16 protein-coding genes are annotated in these 18989 nt (G+C 38.8%); 1 reads left to right on the top strand and 15 read right to left on the bottom strand.

Annotated features, from left to right (window positions below):
• Window positions 1–103: 103 nt before the first annotated feature.
• From PP2015_RS06675 to PP2015_RS06655, 5 genes are all read right to left on the bottom strand, one after another.
• On the bottom strand, window positions 104–532 hold the full coding sequence (locus PP2015_RS06675) for a CBS domain-containing protein (protein WP_058029528.1): 429 nt from the start codon (window positions 530–532) through the stop codon (window positions 104–106).
• An 83-nt stretch (window positions 533–615) separates the two neighbouring features.
• Window positions 616–1644 (bottom strand): isoaspartyl peptidase/L-asparaginase family protein, encoded by a 1029-nt coding sequence (locus PP2015_RS06670; protein ID WP_058029527.1) that lies wholly within the window; start codon window positions 1642–1644, stop codon window positions 616–618.
• A 593-nt stretch (window positions 1645–2237) separates the two neighbouring features.
• Window positions 2238–3980, bottom strand: coding sequence for a hypothetical protein (locus PP2015_RS06665; RefSeq protein ID WP_058029526.1), 1743 nt, complete (start codon window positions 3978–3980; stop codon window positions 2238–2240).
• Window positions 3981–4114: 134 nt separating this feature from the next.
• Window positions 4115–4759, bottom strand: coding sequence for a hypothetical protein (locus tag PP2015_RS06660; protein ID WP_058029525.1), 645 nt, complete (start codon window positions 4757–4759; stop codon window positions 4115–4117).
• 452 nt (window positions 4760–5211) lie between these two features.
• Complete coding sequence (locus tag PP2015_RS06655) at window positions 5212–5472, bottom strand: transposase (RefSeq protein ID WP_169792720.1); 261 nt, start codon at window positions 5470–5472, stop codon at window positions 5212–5214.
• Window positions 5473–5569: 97 nt separating this feature from the next.
• Between PP2015_RS06655 and PP2015_RS06650 the strand changes: the two genes are divergently transcribed.
• The gene (locus PP2015_RS06650) at window positions 5570–5884 is read left to right on the top strand and encodes a helix-turn-helix domain-containing protein (protein ID WP_058029523.1); all 315 of its coding nucleotides are present in this window, start codon (window positions 5570–5572) and stop codon (window positions 5882–5884) included.
• Between the two features lie 262 nt (window positions 5885–6146).
• Here the strand turns inward: PP2015_RS06650 and PP2015_RS06645 are convergent, their stop codons facing one another.
• The 10 genes from PP2015_RS06645 to PP2015_RS06600 form a co-directional block, all read right to left on the bottom strand.
• On the bottom strand, window positions 6147–6578 hold the full coding sequence (locus PP2015_RS06645; RefSeq protein WP_058029522.1) for a DUF4231 domain-containing protein: 432 nt from the start codon (window positions 6576–6578) through the stop codon (window positions 6147–6149).
• A gap of 15 nt (window positions 6579–6593) precedes the next feature.
• Window positions 6594–9023: a GAP1-N1 domain-containing protein gene (locus tag PP2015_RS06640; protein WP_058029521.1), complete on the bottom strand. Its 2430-nt coding sequence runs from the start codon at window positions 9021–9023 to the stop codon at window positions 6594–6596.
• Window positions 9020–9868 carry a TRAFAC clade GTPase domain-containing protein gene (locus PP2015_RS06635; RefSeq protein ID WP_058029520.1) on the bottom strand — a complete coding sequence of 283 codons (849 nt, stop codon included), beginning with the start codon at window positions 9866–9868 and terminating at the stop codon, window positions 9020–9022. The genes PP2015_RS06640 and PP2015_RS06635 overlap by 4 nt, the downstream gene beginning before the upstream one ends.
• The gene (locus PP2015_RS06630; protein WP_211266325.1) at window positions 9855–10814 is read right to left on the bottom strand and encodes a TRAFAC clade GTPase domain-containing protein; all 960 of its coding nucleotides are present in this window, start codon (window positions 10812–10814) and stop codon (window positions 9855–9857) included. The genes PP2015_RS06635 and PP2015_RS06630 overlap by 14 nt, the downstream gene beginning before the upstream one ends.
• Before the next feature lie 2 nt (window positions 10815–10816).
• Entirely contained in the window at window positions 10817–12142 is a 1326-nt protein-coding gene (locus PP2015_RS06625) for a GTPase-associated system all-helical protein GASH (RefSeq protein WP_058029518.1), read from the bottom strand.
• Between the two features lie 9 nt (window positions 12143–12151).
• A complete protein-coding gene (locus PP2015_RS06620) occupies window positions 12152–13450 on the bottom strand; it encodes a 5'-methylthioadenosine/S-adenosylhomocysteine nucleosidase family protein (protein WP_058029517.1) in 1299 nt (432 codons plus the stop codon).
• Window positions 13451–13584: 134 nt separating this feature from the next.
• Window positions 13585–13980 (bottom strand): hypothetical protein, encoded by a 396-nt coding sequence (locus tag PP2015_RS06615; protein WP_058029516.1) that lies wholly within the window; start codon window positions 13978–13980, stop codon window positions 13585–13587.
• Window positions 13980–15893: a site-specific integrase gene (locus PP2015_RS06610; RefSeq protein WP_227009179.1), complete on the bottom strand. Its 1914-nt coding sequence runs from the start codon at window positions 15891–15893 to the stop codon at window positions 13980–13982. Before PP2015_RS06610 ends, PP2015_RS06615 begins: the two co-directional genes overlap by 1 nt.
• On the bottom strand, window positions 15894–17630 hold the full coding sequence (locus tag PP2015_RS06605) for a hypothetical protein (protein WP_058029515.1): 1737 nt from the start codon (window positions 17628–17630) through the stop codon (window positions 15894–15896). It lies immediately after the preceding gene.
• Complete coding sequence (locus tag PP2015_RS06600; protein WP_058029514.1) at window positions 17627–18838, bottom strand: site-specific integrase; 1212 nt, start codon at window positions 18836–18838, stop codon at window positions 17627–17629. The genes PP2015_RS06605 and PP2015_RS06600 overlap by 4 nt, the downstream gene beginning before the upstream one ends.
• Window positions 18839–18989: the final 151 nt, after the last annotated feature.

Genomic DNA, 18989 nt, shown 5'->3' with positions numbered 1-18989 from the left:
AAAAATAAAACAGCGGCAAGTATATCAAAAACCGTTTACTGAGCCTATTACTGAAGTCGTTGTTCTATTGCATGATTATTTAATCTATCACTACAGGTGCTAATCACACATATCGATGACCGGATTCATAATTATCATGCAAATATTTATCAAGCGCTAACAGAACATGTGCCCGAGTAATTACCCCGACTAAAATGCCATCACTATCACAAACAGGATACAGTTTAGGGGTATTAACAGTCATTCTATCGGCCATTTGTACAATGCTGTCATCAGCCGAAACGCAAAACGGCTCAGCATTCATGACATCAGATACCACACTGTGCGACTCATTTTGATAGGTTGCTTCTAACATTTTTTTTAAGCAATCTTGCTCAGACAAAAACCCAATTACTTTCTTATTCTCATCAATAACTGGGCCACCCGACTGGCCACTTTGCAAGAGTTTTTCTACTGCAGCTTCTATGCGCATATCTTGAGAGAAGGTAACTGGACGATGATTTAGATAGTCTTTTACTTTGATTGAATGCATTATTTCGCTCCATTAAAAAAGCCAGCTAAGTTAAATATAGCTGGCTATCATGGAGTTGCCTGTATTTTCAGAAAATTAACCACTTAATCGTCTTTGAAAATACCAACCTGAGTTTCTTGTGACGAAGATTTACTGGCTCGATACATCCCTTTGGTATTAAACGGCATACTGATATTGCCTTTGGTATCAACAATGATCACACCGCCTGTACCGCCGATAGGCATGAGAACATCGTGTATTACTTCTTTACCCGCTTGTTCAATTGACTTACCTTGATACTCAACTCTTGCACATATATCACTGGCAACACTGTAACGAATGAAATACTCGCCATGACCAGTCGCCGAAACAGCACATGAACGGTTATCAGCAAATGTACCCGCGCCTATTACTGGTGAGTCACCCACTCGGCCAAAGCGCTTTGCAGTCATACCACCTGTCGATGTGCCAGCAGCCAAGTTGCCATTTTTATCTAAAGCAACGGCACCGACTGTGCCCATTTTATATTCGTTTGCCAGTGCTTGGTGCGCGGCCTGATAATCTTTGCTGGTTTTATTAGCCGCATCGAGTTTCTGTTTAGCTTTGATAAGGGCTTCATAACGGTGTTTAGTATCAAAGTAACTGTTGTCTACAAAATCGAAGTCTTGTTGTTTTGCAAACTGCTCGGCCCCTTTACCGCTCAACATGACATGTACTGAGTTTTCCATCACTGAACGGGCCAAATCTATTGGATTTTTAACCGTTTTTACACCCGCAACAGCCCCAGCTTGACGATTTCGGCCATCCATAATAGATGCATCTAATTCATGAGAACCATCATAAGTATAAACAGCACCTTTACCGGCATTAAAAAAAGGCGAATCTTCTAGGATATTGATAGCCGCTGTTACTGCATCTAGACTCTCACCGCCCGACTCAAGTACTTTATAACCGACTTCCACTGCTTCTTTTAATTTAGCTCTATAGGCTTTTTCTTGTTCAGGTGTAAAACGGCTCTTTTCAATTGTACCCGCACCACCATGAATGGCGATTGCAATAGGTTGCGTTTGTGCCATCGCACCAAAACTCGAAATAGCAATACCTATAGCCGCTAACAGGGTTTTCTTATTCATATTTTATCCTTGGATTTGTTTTATACAGTGCTCTTAATTAAGCGAACTATTTTGAGGCAAAGAAAACTTGTCGATAACAATGCGAAAATTTTGCTATTTAGTTGTACTAAATAAAAAGTTTTTAACGTCGTTAGCGTAAGTTTTAGCCCCTCAAAAAGATTGAGTATTAATGAGTACTGATATTGAACATATTGGAAAGTTTGTAACCAAATTGCAACAAAACGAGTCAAACTTAATTAACCAACAAATTGCGGGCACAAAAAAATACATATAACTAGAAATTAGATTAAAAAATTAGAAAAACCAGTAAAAACGTAGCTTACGAGGTAGTTTTCTAACTTTTATCTAATTTCTTCAATTTTTCACTAACTTTGACAGTACAACAAGAATGAGACAAGCGCTAAAAGTTAGATAAATCCTCACAAGTTTTATCTAACTTTTAGGCTAATAGCGTTAATTGTTGAAGCGTCTTTTGGGGGAATGCTTACGACCGTGTTGTGCCAGAAGCGGACTAAAACAGTGGGTTGTAATGCGGAGGGGGTCGAAACATAACCTACTGTTTTATATACGTTTAAATACCTTGCTATGTGTTACTATTTAAGTTCACTAATCATTTTCTTTACAGTCATATTTTCTAGTTTAGAGACTAACGGTGTAATATAGTCACGATTATTTCTCCAATGAAGATCATCATTGTAAATTAAACCTAAAAGATAACTCGTTTCAGGAATAGACACACCTTTTTCTTCACAAAACTCAAGTTTACTTCGAGTCTTGTGGGTATTCACAAATTCCTCTTTATCAATACTAAGTAAAGAATTATAAGCGAGCTCCTCAACTTTAATTCTAACAGCGAATAAGACTGCAATAGGATCATATCTATCTCCTCTCAGATACTTGTCTAGTTCAACCGCAACCTGAGCATGAAACGATAAAGACTTTCCCCATACCTTGGGCATATTCAAACGAACAAAGTCATTTTCTAGATCTTTATCATCTGGATGATAGTGAAAAAAATACTTACTTAAGTCACTCTCAATTTGTTGATCTTTTCTGTTTTTAACAATATCTAAGAATTTACTTGTTACCTTGTGCGGGCTTCTTGCTAGATAATGAATTTGCATTTTGTGTTTATTAAAACAGAAATGATTGAAATACTGAGGATCTAAATGTGTCAATAATATTGGAAATAAATTTCTTCCTTGAGATTTAAACTCTTCAATCAGCTTAGTTATATAATATTGAAATGAAACCAGATTAGCGTCATCTAAGTAATCAAATATCTCATCAACAATTAATATGCAATTCTGTTTTTTAAAGCTAGACTTCGCTTTTTGAATTTGAGATATGAATGAAATAATATCTCTTTGACCATTTGATATTGAATTTATCTTTGGAAATTCAATTACTAGCTTTTTCTTAGCACTACTTTTGGATTTTTTTACTTCTTTAGTTTTTAAGTTATGTCTCGTCGAATTAACAGAGCATAATAAACTATCGAAAAAAGATTTATCTCTACAGTAAATTTTATAAGTTAACGCTTTTTGAAAAGTTTGCCCTTGAATCAGTTTTGCCATTTGCAATGAATGTAAGTAGCAATCAACAATGCTATTACCTGTAAAATCTTTTATTAACAGGCATAATTCTTTTAATGGTTCGACTGAGTCCATAGAATTTAAAGTTGTTTGCTTGATTTTATCTTTTATTTCATCAGAGGAACCTGTTAATTTATTAATCTCATCAATTATTATTTGAACAGGGTTAATGTAATCTCTCTTTTTATCAAATTTTGAAAAATTTATTTTTTTACTCAGTAAGTATATAAATTCTTCGTTATTTACTAAAGTACTCCCTATATTTGACAAAATTTTTCCATTAGAACCAAACCAAGCTTTATTATCTTTTATGGAATAATCAAACATTACTTTTTCTGGAATTGTCGCAACAAGTTCGATTGTATCTACTGTAATGCTTGCTGTAGCTCTAGTGAATCCTCCCATTTTCATTTGTTTAGCTTTGGCAATAATTGGATTATTAATAACAAAGTAATCAAAATTGTCATTAATTGTATTCTGGGTCGTATTTGCGAGATATTTTACTTTGTTAAACTCAACTGTGAGCTCGGGCAATAAAGACAGATCTCCATTATGAAAATCATCATCTTTCAGTTCCAATTTGTTACTTTTTAATGACTTAAATGCACACGCAAGTGAACTTTTCCCATAGCCATTTGGTGCTACCAGTACACATGGCTTGTTAGGGAAAAAATTAAATGTAAAAGTACTATTTGATAACCCTTTAACGTTCTTAATCTCTAATGAATTAAACTTACTCATTTACTTCCTTATAGTGCACATTGAATTGATACGATTGACACATAACACCCTGTTAAGGGGCTGATAATGTTTGGCTAAAATGTGAAGCGAAGCGAAACCGAGCCAAACTTTAGCAGTCCCGCTTGAACAGCTTGTTAGCTGCCTTTAATTGGGTCAAAGCTTTCAAAATAACCCTGAATCTCATCTCTAATTTCGTGTGCTGCTTCTTCGTTTTGAGAAATACCGCATCCTTCTTGATATAACCTGTCATTTATTTTGTTATGAAACCAATGATGGTTAGTTTCAAGGGTATCCCAGTACTTTCCATTTTTGAGCCCATCTTTGTATGCATCAAGTTCTTGCATGTAAGCTGAGAACATTGTTTTGGTTCTTTTTTCCAGAAGGGATACAACTTTTTCTCGAATTTTTCTTGGAACAAATGGATCTGATTTAATCTCATTTAAAAAAACATCCAGCTCCTGAAATTTTGATGGCAACCTAACACCGGGAGGCATTTCTTTTTTAGTAATAATTTCGTGTTTATATGGGATTATTTTTTCATGTAGATCATGCAGCACTTCTTTAGCTTGGTCTTCTTTTGCCCAAAATTTATCAGATGTTCTATCGAACTCATCATAAACTTCTTTAGCTAATATACTAAGACGATCCATAACTTTCTTTTGGTACTCTGTATTTACAGAGTTTAGCAATCCATTTTTCGCTTTTATGTAAGTTAAAACAGCTATTACAGAACCTGTTATATAAAACATTACTTGAAATATCTTTACGACAATATCCACTAACCCTCCTAGGCAGCTAACGCCTCAGTTAAAAGGCAAAATTAAATTACACGATATAAAGCTTTTTTCCAATACTTTAGTTCAAGCTCGTCAAGATAGTGAATGAGTTGCGCGAACCGACCGAAATCATCACCATGAACTACTAATTGGCCGTGCGACTCTTGCAATGTGATCACAGCATCGCTAACATGAATTTTTATACGTTAACATTCTGTATCGATACCTTTGTTTGAATCTACTCTCAAATCGAATATCTTCTGAAGAAGGGTACTTTATAAGTGCATATTAAAAATATAATCTAAGCGTTTTTAGCCTTATTTACTGAGCCGAATACACACGCCAAATAAACGTAATAACTCATATTAAAACTTTCACCCTCCTTGAGTAATACGCTACTAAACTTGATTAATTAAAAACTATTTTAAATTCGATGCAGATTTCTAAATCTCACCCTAGTACAGTTGTTTAGCTAAGATTGATGCTGCTTTAATAAGGATATCTCGCTCTTCTGAGACTTTTTTTAGGCGCTGTTTTAAAGTTTCAACACTTACGCCATTCTCTGAGTTGCTATCTTGCTTTGAAGCGCTGATCCAAGTATATAGTGTGCTTTGTGCTATTCTCAAATCTTTAGCAACCTCAGTAACTCGCTCACCCTTAATAAGCACCCTCTCTGTAGCTAATAACTTAATTTCATTTGAGTAAGATTTACTCACTTTCATATTCCTCGATTAAAACTTAGGATCCCTAAGTATACATGATAGACTAAAACTTAGAGAATCTAAGTACCTCCTTTTTTATTATGATTTACTATTGGATTTTATTAACCCACTCCCCATTCGACTTAAAGAGGCAAGAACAAGAGCAAGCATTTCTCAAAAAGATTTGGGGGTTAGAATTGGTCTGGAGCCTAGCTCTGCGAGTGGCCGAATGAACCATTACGAAAAAGGCAGACATACACCTGATTTGCAAACATTAAAGCGAATAGCTGAAGAGTTAGGCGTCCCCCTAAACTACTTCTTTTGCGAAAGCGATCAAATGGCCAAGTTTGTTTTATTATTCGAACAACTATCTGAAGATGAAAAAGACGAGTTACTAACTGAGTTGAATCTCAAAAAAGGCCGATAAAGATAGTAAATTCAGCTGGCTTAATCTATCTTCATTTCATTAACTCCCAAAGTTTTTCTTTAAAATTGGGTTTAATAAAGACTGACAGTTTGGTTTGCTTAATTGCGAACAAATAGCCAACTTGTTTATACCATAATGTTATTTTCGTTTATTAAATCGATTACTTGTGTAAGTTCAAGTTTTCTCTAATAAAATTCATTTGACAATTATCGAACGCGTAATTACTAATAAAAGCGAATAATTAGGAGCCGATTGCCTAGATTCAATCTAATTTCAAGCTAGATGGATTAGGAACGTGCTTTGTCCATCGGCTGTTGGTTTCTAGCACTAAGTTGCTAACATTCAAAGCTAGTAACTCACTGGCTTTGCTTTCATCTAAGCCAGCGTACTCTACCACACTGAAATCAAAGTGGGTAATCTGTGCTTCAATTTGTCTCTGTGCATTCCGATAAATTGACCATAACTCTTGAGGCTTACGTAACTGTAACCATGCAGTACAAAATGCAGCGACAGCCGACAAGATAGATGGCAGCACTTTAGCATAAACAACACCCTCACCTAAACCAACCAGAAGAGGAGCAGATAAAGTACCAAGCATAATAATTCTAAAACACCAAAGTGACTCTTGCTTATTGTGATCTGCTTTCTTCTTAAAGTGTTCCACTTGTTCTGAACTGTATTCTCTAGCTGACATTTTTACACTACCTGATTAGTATCTATTTGAAACAAGATAATTGATCTCACGTAATTGATTATTATGAGGGTACTCTTCTATTAATACGTCTAGCAAATCTATCAAACCTCGGTTTAAAGCCCCTTTATCTGCCTCGCTTGCAGCATGAAACCATTTATCTGACTCTGTTCCAGAGCTTTTTAATCTACTTGGATTTCCGCCAGCCTTTCTCCAAATATAGTCAAGCCTATCATAAGCGAGATCGGCACAGACTTCCGAAAACTTCTTAATGATCTCATTTTGGTGAGGTTGTGTTGAAGTGCCGGTATAGAATGAAAACCAAAACTTATTACTGGAACTCAACAGCTCTGAACAAGCTTCTACTGTAGGCTTGAAGTAAGATGTGTCTGCCAACCAACCATAACTACTTTGGTACAAGCCATTGGCAACTCTATTCCAACGTTTTTCTAGTATTATATTTCCAAGCATGCGAGCATGAGAGTGAAAATTATACGAATGAGCTTTTTTAACCCAATTCAATACATCATCTTCCCGGTGAGAAATCGATTGTGATAAGTACGAGAGAATAAAAGCAGGTTCGATATGATTGCCAGTCATTTGGGCTTTAAGCTCATTGATAAGATAAGGTTCTGCGTCACTTAAGTGGTGTAACGCCTGAGGGGTAACCACAACTTTTTTAGTCATATCTTTTGCTAGAATATGACTTCTTGTATTGTCGAGCTGAGACCAAACCTTACCTCTATCTGGACTTGATAATAGATACTCCGAAATTTCCTTAGATATTCGCTCAAAAATTCTAGGTAAAATATTAGTTTTAAGGTTATCACAGAGCTTTGCTAGAAAAGTCTCTTTTTCTATATTTGGAGGATAAAAAGCCCCGCCTATGTCTAACTGTTTTTGCCACATTTGAAATGCATTCTCTTCTGCAACATCAATGTAATTGAGAAGAGTTGGCTCTTTTAGGGACCTTTCAGCTAATAAATCAATGAATGGAGCAAAAGCGCTATCCCTCAGCAGATTAATCGCATGCCTATGGGGCAAACGTTGAACTATAAATGGTACACCTTCAGTCCAATTGGGCATGGAATTACGTTGCTTTTTGTATACTAGTTCTTCATCATATAGGTTGAAAACAGCCCACGCATGTAGCTGTGCCCACCCCTGTGAAATAGAAAATTGCTCTAGCGCCATTAAGCTATCAGCGGTCATGTCACTCGTTATCGCACTTTCAAACAAAGATTGCTCAAGATCTTGGCGTACAGAAGATAACCGTGAGAAGGTTTTTTGAAAGTGGGGCATTGAAAGCCAGAACAATATATGTCCACTGGCTTCGGGTTTATTAACTAGTGTGCCGATCCCATTAACTACTGATTGTGACCACCACTGCATTGATTTATCCGGCAGCGCTCTTTCAAAGTACTTGTTAAGGTCTTCATGACTAAGGGTTGCCAAGTTGTGCTCTACCCAAGTTGAGAGTTCCACTTCCGGCATAGCTTCTTTAGGTACAGCGTCACTTGATAAGTTACACATAGTCAAAATATCAGAAGCGTCGCATTTACTCACCATTAGCATCTTAATCGAACTCAAAAGCTCGTTTTTTATTTCTTTAGCTTTATCTGGTGCAGGAGAGCAAGCGATTAAAGCTCTAAGCGCTACGATGGCATTAGTCAAAGTAGAATTTTCTCTAAACTGATCAATGTTGTCAGCTGCTCTTCCTAGCTTATTCAATACTTTCAAATCACCCGTTAACTCGCAACAGTTAAGCAGTAGCTGATGAAGCATGGAATCATTTTCGGCTCTACTAATCAGGTAGTTAGTTGCTCGAGCGGATTCAGTGGTTGTTGTACTATTAATTAAGGATACGTTAGGCAGATACCATTGATTCAAAACTGATGCGGGAACATAGTAAAATGTAGGCGACTTAGCACGTACTAATGATTGAGGCGGTGTGAATGCGCTTCTAACAGAAAATTCTTTTCGCGCTTCTCCCCACAATTTCCCCCATAGGTGAGCGATTAATAAGGGTAAGGTTTCGTCAGCTTCTATAGCCAGAATGTTATCACTACAAATCAATTCGTTTGCGACACTTTGCAAAAAACTTGAGTAAGGCGGCTTGCACTCTTCATGGTTAACTAGTTGATAAATATACTCTTCGAGACAGTGCACTTGAGGTATCTTATCTAGCTCCCAAAGTAAAACCGTACTTTTAACCATACCACTGCGCGGCGCATCTAAATCAGGCTCAATACTCCATAACGCCCACCTGTTACCAACAGGCCCACAGTTGATTGCTGGCCACCATTTTTCTTTAGGGGTAACGTATCCACCGGGTTTGTCAGTCAAGCCAAGTAATTCAGGAGGAAGGGGAGAATCTCCCTCCCAGAATAGCAAATCATGACTATTGTTCTTGCAACCATAAATAGCTTTTAGTGGTTTCGTCATCATATCTTATCTAATATCCAAGAGAGTGGAGCTGTTAAGTCAGAATCCTTGTTACTCTGCTCAGGAGCAATTACCCAGCCCTGATATTCTGGGCCCTTATCAATGAAGTCATCATCATTGCTATTAGGTTGAAGAGTCTTACCTAGGGAAGACACCCCCCATATAGATGTCATCTTTTCCGGCCAAGTTGCTTGGATAAACGAATAGAATAACGGTAATTTACTTTTCAAGGCTTCTGAAGGCACTTGCCCCTCTTCTAGTACTTCATCAAAACAAGATAATATGATGGCTAACGGAGGCTTATTTTCTTTAGAGCTTAGATTTAAGCCCGCCACATGACACAACATCTGAAGAAGTTCTATCCAATATGCGTTAGCATCCCAAATTTCAGGTCTTGTAGTTTCTCCTGGCGTGTTAGTTGGTATAGAAGTTAGCTTTGACAAAGCGTCAGGGTAAGTTTTCTCTCCACTAAGGCGAATAAATACTAACCACCCATTTGTACTTTGTAGCCTTCTACGCCAATCTGAAGAGATCTCTCGCTGCTTAAAAACCTGAGATAATTGCTCGCCACCGTAATCAGGCCAGTACAGATCAATTGTTATCTGATTGCTATCAATTAATGGGAACAGTATTTCGGAGTACTGTTCGGCGTGAGTGTGCTCAGCTGCATTGCCGTCTTCCAACTGGGTTAGTACATCTTCTAAAGCACTTAAATTAACTGACGTACCATCACCAGTTCTGATTTTTAACTTACCAGGTCGTCGTTTAAGTCGCCCAAAAAGCTGTCCTGCATAGTGTGTCTTACCACTATTAGGGCCACCTAGAAGCAATATTTCAGGACTTTGCATGATGCCCCCTAAAAGCAAGAAATGATGAGCTCCCCATAATGGGCTCCGTAATAGGTTCACAGAATTTAGGTGTCCAAGCCTCATTTAAGACTGATTCAAACACTCTCGCAAAAGATGCAGGGTCTTCCACTGTCACTTCAAACTCTTTGGCATGAGGAATATTGCGTTCTAAAGCACTTTGAATTGCTCTTTTTATTGCTTCTGTAGGTTGTTTGTCACTTTTTGCCCAAACAAGAACTGCAGGTCTAGAACCGATAGATTCACCCAAGCGTTCGATAATGGTCCGCAGCTCTCTCCTTGCTACACTGCGCTCTTCTCCAGCAAGCTTTTCACAATCAGCAAATATTAAGAAGGCATCGCTCTGCGAGGCTGTCCATTTTGCTCCTGCCGCATCTATTGCGTCGACATCAATAGCCCACCTTGTAAACCACTCACCTGGAGCATCTGTAAGAAATATGTTCTTTATTTTGTCGTTAACGTCTTGTAAAACGAAATGAAGAATACCTGGCGTTCGATCCACGCCACGTGGAGTATGTGGAGGAAACGATGGCATTTGCTTCTCATTGTTAATTCGAGCCCATGATGCTATTGACTCCCATGCGCCAAGAGTTTGAGAGCCACAAAACTCAAAATTGTTGTACTTTTCACCTGACAGTAATTGCAAATAATTCGCAGCTAGAAAAGTTGTTTTCCCTGTATTCTGGGCTCCAAGTAATCCAATAAAAATGGACGGACCTTGTTGATACAGACGCGATAAATCTGAACACCCTAGAGCTGAGGATGACCAAGGCACCCGAAAGGTAAAGTTGCTCTCTTTCTCTTCTGGGTCACTGTTGTTTGTTTTTTTATTGCGACTCCATGAAGGACAATCTTCATGATTGAGCTCCCCCATACAGCAAGTATCGCCTTCATCTACGAAGCAATTTGGATTTGAGCACCTACCCATTCCTATGCCCCCGTAACTAATCGGTATGCTTGTTCTTGCCTAAATATTGCTCTGGATAATTCAGGTAAACTACAACGCCACTCTTGAGGAATAAAAGATTCCTCAATCAAAGAAGCCAGATCGCAATTCTCATCGATTAAAGCTCGAACAACCAATCCACCGATATTTGAGTTTTTCTCATCGGCTCTAGAAGTAAGTGTTTCTAACCAACAAGAGTCGAACTGCGAGCGTTTGTTTCGAATTTCAGTCAAAACTTCATAAAAACTATAGTCTCGCTCATGACTGCATTCAGGTAATTTACCTACCGCCTCAGATAATGTGAATACTACACTAGCTGGTGACGGTAGTTGTATTTCTTCTAGCAAATCATACGGCATTAAAACTGCTGCCATTTCAGGAGTATAAGATCGATAACTCTCTTTTTGAGATGCTGAATAGAGAGCTTCAGCCCACCATAAAACATTTATTCTCGTCTGCTCCTGCTTTTGATAATTTAAAAATTCTTTTTGTTGCCTTTGGAGGGTTAACCTTTGCTCATTCAAGGCTTTTTCAACGGAGTTTTTCAATGAGCTAAGACTTTCCAATGAGTTTTTGCTGTTAACAACAAGTTGTTCTTCGATGTTGTTAATCTCACAAGTTAATATTTCAGACATTCTACTAGCAAAATCACGGACCCACGCTTGAGGGTTACTATGCGCCCAATATCTATTTGGGTTTTGAGTAGTAACATTTTGACCCCTTTCGTCGGTGTACTGTGGTCCCGCAGCCCCTGCAATAAGTTCAAAAAGGTCATTGTCGTCAGAGTCTTTATCAAAAATAGCCAGATCAGATGGCGCATCTAGCTTAATTGGCTTTTCTTTACGAAATGACAATTCAGGCCCACTAACGATTGCATTCTGCTCAGCAGTACGCCCTAATGATTGCAAAAAGGTTCGTAGTAGACTTTCTTCTTTTCCACATTTTAATAAAGGGAATGCATCACAAGCAGTGAGCCAAATTATTGCAGCATTGTTATTTTCTTCTGATACTAGAAAACACGCTTCGAGAATAATTGATCTATATAGATTAACTGGTTCATCAGTATATGCGGTTAAGAATGCTTTCCACTCATTCTGAAGAAGCTCTTTTGCTTTGTTTATAGGCAACTCATCTAGTGAAACATTAGGGTTTAAGCCACATAGAATTGCTGGAATAAGTTGTTCAGGCTCTTCACGATAATATTCAGCCAGCTTTTGAGCTGCTTGCTCGATTTTGGCATAGCGTTCGTCATTACCGTCGATGCTATCAATAAGTCCTAAACTTAAAAATGAATCTAAAATTGCATCCATACTAGCTCCTTAGCATAGTTTTTCATTGATGGAAAATCGAGTAAGAAAACTTTTAATTAAATCGCTTTCAGGATAGTCATTAGCAACTGTATTCAAGAGTTCCGTTGGTTTCACCGCTGCACCATTCACTGACTTTTGCCAAATGTTCAGCCACATATCTTTTGGCCTCGGATTTGTCGCAATATCACTGTTTCGCCCGCCAGCTCTCTTCCAAACAGCCCTCGCATCTGAAATATCTGGGTATTCTTCTGATAAAAAGTCAATTAGATCATCAGTTGAAACATGCATCTCCTCAACCATATGTTGGTGAGTAAACATATCTGCATTATCTCGAAGAAACCTCAACATGCACTGAGCGGATGCCTGAGAAGCAAAATGCCTGTATTGATCATCTTTAAATGTGTCACCAAAATCTGAAACTGCTTTTGCGACAATTACAGGAATTCGACTTATACTACCAACAGCACCTAGAGCACTCGCTTCCATATCAACACCAAGAACTTTTCGCATAGACTGAGAAAGTCTCGAAAACAAGTCTGAATCTTCAATAACAGCAGCCCCAGTTGCTATAGGAGCGACATGAATTCTGAATGGCTCAGGCTCAGGTAATCCTTTAGGGTGCCATAAATTCAACTCATTGGCTTTCTCGAGCCCACTGTCAGTTAAAGTAAGTTCCTTAGTCACTAATTTTTTATCTAATAATCGGGCTAACACAGGTTGCCAATCTGCGCACTTGGTATCAAACTCGTCATGTTCAAATGGTTTAATTTGATTTGCTAAGCACTGTATCACCCAATTCACTTGATTTTCGATTGGGTACGAAGGTCGAGATATCGGCCAAGCAGATAAATCTACAGAGAGGTTTTGCATTCTTTGAACAATTTCTGTGTCAGGTCGGTATTGAAGCATATCACCTTGAAAAACCTCAAGACCACCTTCTTTAATGAGCTTACCTGCATCGTAAGACCAAAGTCTTTCCGCAAAAATAACATCACCAAGAGACACTTTTCCTCTTCGACCTGCACATATACCTGTCATTGCAATGCATTTAAAGTCAGCTTCGGAAAGCATGCTATTAACTAGAGCACTCGCTTCTTCGCGTCCCATATATGAAGACCAAGTAACTCGGACAGATATTTCTACCTTGTCTCTACCCACAAAACGAGCATCAGCAGCTAACCTTCCATTTGCTAGTGTTTTATCTACCCAACCGGCGCTGCAAATACCTTCTTTGATTTGTAAAACTTGCTGAAATTCATCCTTTAATGCACATACAATAAGGACATCAATTTGTTCTTTTTCTGCCATGATTATCCGCTTCTAGGCTTAGTTGCTTGAGAATAGCTATGTTCAGAACATTATATGGCCACAAATGTATGATTTTCAATGTGTAGAATTCAGAAATACATTTCTATTCAATATATTAGCGATATTAAGATGAATTATTTGGTGAGTGGCATCACGTTAGACACTTTGGTAGCCGTTTTATGGCGATGCAACTCCCATGTCAATTGCGCAACCGATGTTGCCATAACTTTCATCTCACGCTTGAACTGGTCGTTTTCTTCCTTTAAACGTTTATTACGGTCTTTAAGATCTTCATGTTTTTTCTTGTCTACCTGTGTTTGACCTGTATCAGATTTAGCCTTCTTTTTTTGCTTAGGGTTTGGATGATATTGCTCTTTTTCAGTCAACACCATCTCACGAATTGCGCTATGGTTTTTCAGTGAACCATTTGCAACACCAGCTCTTTTCTCTACTGCAAACGGACTGATTTTTTTACCTTCTTTCTTTAGTACATCGAAGGCGTTAAGTAATTTGGTTTTAACGTCTGCCATTACAGAGCTCCTAAGTTAAACTGTTCAAATTCGATGTTGTGATCGCGCATGACTTTTTCTGCTGCTCGTATGTCAGATAATTCACGCGCTAGAGTGTTTTGGTTGTAAAACCCCAACTCTTTCATCTGCTGGATTTTATGACCGATGCGGTTATGTCTCTCCTGCCAGCGTAGGGCTTCATTTTGGTTGATATTGAGGTTTTCACAATCTAGCCCAACGCAGCTGGATGGCTCAAATAAGTGAGCCATCCTGCATTTAAAACCTGCAAAGCAGCGACCAAACCCAGTAGACTTATTTGCTCCTCTGGTCTCTTTGACAAGTCTTTCAAATTGCTCATCTGTCAACACCTTTGGATCTCCCTCAAAAGCCTTCATAAATCCACCCGATTGTTCTTCTGGATGGTCAAACATGTCTCGTAAATAGGCTTTGTGACTATCCATTTCAGCTTCTTCTATGGATTTTTTTACACTGGCAAGATTTTCTATCCCTAGCAGCGTCAATACCTCGGCATGACTGGCATAAATAGCAGTCATGGCTAAGCTAACGTGCTTGAACTGATGCTTCAATGCCGCAAGCGTGACCAGGCCATTTCCAACCACAAAATGGGCAAAAGTGCGTCTTAATGAATGCGTTGAAAAATGCCAATAATACGAACCATCTTCTCGTGTTTTAATCGGGTAGTAATTTGCCGACACTACAGGGTTAAGCAAACAGTACACCTCATCCATCTCATCGGGAACATAGGCAATACCAAGATGCTTTGAGTGATTATTAAAAAGATTAGCTAGATTGGTTGTATTTAGGACTACATCGGCTATCTGACTGGTAATATTATCACCGATGCCATTCTTACCATCAAACCTGAAGCATGGTGAGCAGTGAATATCACCTTTCACAGAGCGATACTCATCATTTAACACTGCTAAGATGGCAAGGGCTTTTTTACAGATTGGGGCGCACGCCCACACATCTTCTCTCGGCAATTTCTCTAACTTACTAGTCCATGAGCGCAGCGTACATAACATTACACCATCCAACTCAACCTCTTTGTATGAGGTTGAATCAATTTGTGTTAGCTCGCTGATGCGCATTCCAGTGAAGGCAGACAATGCCATGAAGCAAGCGCCTTCAATCGCCTTGAATTCAACAAGGGCTCGGCGTTCTGTTACACGATGTTTTTTTGCATAAGCCTTTACGTCATGAAGTGTGTTTATCTTGCTATAAGCCGTTTCCACTCCCTTTACCAAACGCACCATTAGTTGCTCATAAATCACTGGAATAACCGTTGGATAATGCCCCTTGCCTGAACTGGAATTCATCTTAGCTATTTGCTTGACGCTTTTTCCTTCAGGCAAGCCCAGTCTAAAATGCCGACTCTCTGGGAAGTGCTTATTGACTTGAGTAAGCACGGTGAGAGATTTCAATCTATGCTCTACTGTTTCTTGACTAAATTGTTTTTGCTCCTGAAGTATTTGAGTAAATACTAGCTCATTACCGAGTAAAGAAAACTCCCCCACCGATGTACCTTTAAATACTCTCAAAGCTTCATTTGCATGTCGTGCTAACAACCGACATTGCCTAAATTTTCGGAAGGTATTACCCTCCATATGAAGTAAATCGTCCTTAGCACCCCAAATCAAAAAATAGATGCGTTGCTTTAGCTCAATAAGCAGTTCAGACTGATGCTTTTCGAGAAAGAATTTTATCTGATATAATGATGCCCTCTCTCTTGTAAGGTTAAAAAACGCATTGTAGTCCCATACATCATCACCGAAATAGGAAACAGGACTGCCATCTTTATCGATACTCACCACCGTATTTTCATTCGGCATAACGAACTCGCTCGGTGTCCTTGGTGTTGGCAGTGCGTACTGTTCATATTTCTTGATATCAAGACTGACGTTATACATCATTTATCCTCTGAATATATCCATAATTGAGTTTTCATCCCATAACGGGTGACACTCACGCTCTAGCATGTTCATTGCCGCCTTTAAATGGGATTTTTTGAAGCGAGATTTGAGCGCATTCAATTCTGCTTTGATTTCACCAAAATTTGTAATGAAGTGCTCAACATTCTGATGCGCTAACATTCCTTCATTCAGTCGCTTTTCAAAGGACAACAATCGCCAAATGTCATGTGGGTCATCGGCCACCCCAAAGTTCGTACAGAAAAAACATTTCACCACAAAGCCGCAGCCTAAGTAACTTTTATCTTCGTCAGAGAGTACACCGCTTTTCTCCACGCTTTTTTGGAACTCTTTCTTCTGCGGAGTCTCTTCTCCCTTACAAAAACCACCGTTTAAATTCTTAAAAACACGTTGCGTAGAGTCACTTTCTTTTAGCGCTTTCCATTCATCTTGAGAAATGACTTTACCTGTCGCTAACTTAGCCTTAGCTACTGCTACAACCGTTCCGCCCGTTGAATTTTCACCGACATGATGCAAAGCCGTTAAACCAAGCGCCAGTTGACTTCTGGCTTCATCTTTTGAGACTTTGCCATACTTAGCTCTGTCATATGTGCCAGGTGCATTACGAGTATTTGTTGCAGCTTTATCTCGACCCAACTTCTGCTCCGCATACTGTTTTATGGAGGACTTCAGCAGGTTGCTGTTTAGGCGAAAATCAGGGGTTTCAAGCATTAGATCTTGGATGCGCTTGGAGTGTTTCGGCAAATAAACTTTAGCATAATTGAGCAGGTTGTCATTTGATGGCGCTTTGCCGTTTGTCTTTCTAAATAGGTAGTGCTTATCCAACCCCAGTGATAGAGAATGTGACTTTGATAGCTCAAGAAGCGATTCAAAAAAATCTTTACAGGATGCTCTTGGAGTAAATGAACGAAGTTCAACTTTGTACCTACGGGTCTTTAACCCTTCAATGCTGATGCGGCCTGCACCAGACTTTTTAAAATCCCACTCATCCTCCAAGAACATACTCATGGTTTCGGCTTTCCCTGTACCTAGATAATAAATGGACAAATACACCGCATTACAAACAAGTCTATCAAACGTAAACTTTCTTTGAGCTACACTTAGATACTCATCATGGTAACGCTTAAGTAAGGCTTTTCTGTCAACTAGCAGAGCAAAAGCAATTGTTCGTAGTTGCCTTGCTGTATAATTGTCGGAGTCTAATGCGGCAGAACTGGTATTAAGATTGCATGCTGCCTTCGGGATAACACCAAAACCAAACTTTTTGCAAATTGAGTTTAAGTTCGAGCCTAACCAACCAAGCGAGTTTGCGCTGATAGGCTTGCCGCTTAATCCAACTCCCGCGCTTGACATTGATAAGTAGATCGCGTGGATGTACTGAATGCAAGTCTCTGGTAAAAATTCAACTTTGGACTTACCATCTTGGGCATCAAACGCATGACGCAACACCTGACGGATAAGCCTAAATTGCTTCACCTTTGTAGACTCACGCCACCCTGACTGCTCAAATTTAGAAATCAGTAGACGAATATGTTTATCCGTGGCATACGTTTTAAGCCCTTTAAAATCAACAGTTGAGTCGGTTCCACTGCCGTTATTCCAAACATACTTCCACTTTGTAATATTAGCTAGGGTATTATCCGTTACCATTTCATTTGTGGGTATTGAGCGGTAAGTACGAGCGTTTTCCTTTCTGTCATTGTTAATAGCATCCGTCACGTTAATGTTTCATCCTCTAGCAAATTCATGGTGATTTCAGGCACTAGATTCTTCTCAGGATTCCCCTCGTAGTGTTTGAGGTACAACAATGTCGTATCTAAACCCTTATGCCCCATTTCGTTTTTGAGCATGGTTAACGCTTGCATCATCGTAATTCCGTCAATATTAGCCAACGACTCAAGTTTGTACGCCCCAAATGTGGCTCTACAGTCATGCTCTTTATGTTTGAAGTGTGGGTTGCTATTTTCTTGTATTGCCGTTCTCAATTTAGCCCACTGCGTATTGACACTTTGAGTTGTAAACATGTCACCATCTTTATTGATAAAAGCAGGCGCATCCTCGTCGCCTGTGTTCATAAAATACAACTGTTTTCTTTTCAAGTAACGAGGGCTTCGATGGTATTCATTTATTTTTTCCATCAACCATATTGGCATAGAGATTTGACGGTTAATGTCGTATTTAGTCTTACACCTATGATCAGGACCAATCCAAATTCCTGTCAGAGTTTTACCTTTAAACCCTTTTGGAATAGCAAAATGTTTTGGCGTAATATTGGTTAGTTCAATAGAACGAAGGCCAGAACAAAGGGCTACTGATATCATTAATCGAAACTCCAAAGACAAACCGTTACAGCGCCAGTTATCTCGAACATGTTCAAGGTCTAGGTCGTTTAGTGGCTGTAAATTGGTTTCTCTTGACTCACTACGAATAGAGCAATCAGTTATGATCTGACCATACTTCGTTGTACCAGTCACAGCGAAAGGCAAATCCGAAATGTAACCATGCCGATAACAGAATAGATAGAATCGCCTAGCCACCGATAACGCTGTTACAGCTACAGAACGTTTTATATTCCCTTTTTCTATCTCACTATCCAAAAAGGCTCGGTAAAGAAAGATTGGATAGCGCTGTAACTCTTCGTTTTGATCATTCCAAGATAGGTGGTTAGCTTGAAGAAATCGATAGTAGCGCAAAATGTGAAAGCATGTGGGCCTTATGTCTTTAATGCCTTCTACTACTCGACGATTCATTATATAGGCATTTGGCTCAAACACTGGCTTACCATCATTGGTAAACAGCATAAGTACACCTTTAAATGACATTGGCTTATTGATATGGAAAGAGATTGGAGCTTGCTGAGCATCAATAGAAACAGAACCTATATTGATAGTATCTTCTGTCTCAATGAGGTGATAGAAATGTTCCATAGTTGATTAACCTTACACAAATCTAACTTTGAATATAAGTGTTAATCTAACCTTGTCAAAAATAATTCAATTAAATGTTAATCTAATTATAACTATTGGTAATTTTAGTTGAATATAAAAAAAGCACCTTCAGGTGCTTTTTTTCAAACGC

This window comes from Pseudoalteromonas phenolica (assembly GCF_001444405.1).
GTDB classification, from domain to species: Bacteria; Pseudomonadota; Gammaproteobacteria; order Enterobacterales; family Alteromonadaceae; genus Pseudoalteromonas; species Pseudoalteromonas phenolica.
Note: the sequence above shows the minus strand (reverse complement) of the source record. Positions and strands in the feature narration are given on the sequence as shown.

Excerpts from the sequence above, each read along its gene's own strand:
- PP2015_RS06630 (WP_211266325.1), bottom strand. The coding sequence starts at position 10,814 with ATGGGTAGGTGCTCAAATCCAAATTGCTTCGTAGATGAAGGCGATACT.
- PP2015_RS06610 (WP_227009179.1), bottom strand. The coding sequence starts at position 15,893 with ATGATGTATAACGTCAGTCTTGATATCAAGAAATATGAACAGTACGCA.
- PP2015_RS06675 (WP_058029528.1), bottom strand. The coding sequence starts at position 532 with ATGCATTCAATCAAAGTAAAAGACTATCTAAATCATCGTCCAGTTACC.
- PP2015_RS06620 (WP_058029517.1), bottom strand. The coding sequence starts at position 13,450 with ATGGCAGAAAAAGAACAAATTGATGTCCTTATTGTATGTGCATTAAAG.
- PP2015_RS06670 (WP_058029527.1), bottom strand. The coding sequence starts at position 1,644 with ATGAATAAGAAAACCCTGTTAGCGGCTATAGGTATTGCTATTTCGAGT.
- PP2015_RS06615 (WP_058029516.1), bottom strand. The coding sequence starts at position 13,980 with ATGGCAGACGTTAAAACCAAATTACTTAACGCCTTCGATGTACTAAAG.
- PP2015_RS06600 (WP_058029514.1), bottom strand. The coding sequence starts at position 18,838 with ATGGAACATTTCTATCACCTCATTGAGACAGAAGATACTATCAATATA.
- PP2015_RS06665 (WP_058029526.1), bottom strand. The coding sequence starts at position 3,980 with ATGAGTAAGTTTAATTCATTAGAGATTAAGAACGTTAAAGGGTTATCA.
- PP2015_RS06640 (WP_058029521.1), bottom strand. The coding sequence starts at position 9,023 with ATGATGACGAAACCACTAAAAGCTATTTATGGTTGCAAGAACAATAGT.
- PP2015_RS06625 (WP_058029518.1), bottom strand. The coding sequence starts at position 12,142 with ATGGATGCAATTTTAGATTCATTTTTAAGTTTAGGACTTATTGATAGC.
- PP2015_RS06635 (WP_058029520.1), bottom strand. The coding sequence starts at position 9,868 with ATGCAAAGTCCTGAAATATTGCTTCTAGGTGGCCCTAATAGTGGTAAG.
- PP2015_RS06645 (WP_058029522.1), bottom strand. The coding sequence starts at position 6,578 with ATGTCAGCTAGAGAATACAGTTCAGAACAAGTGGAACACTTTAAGAAG.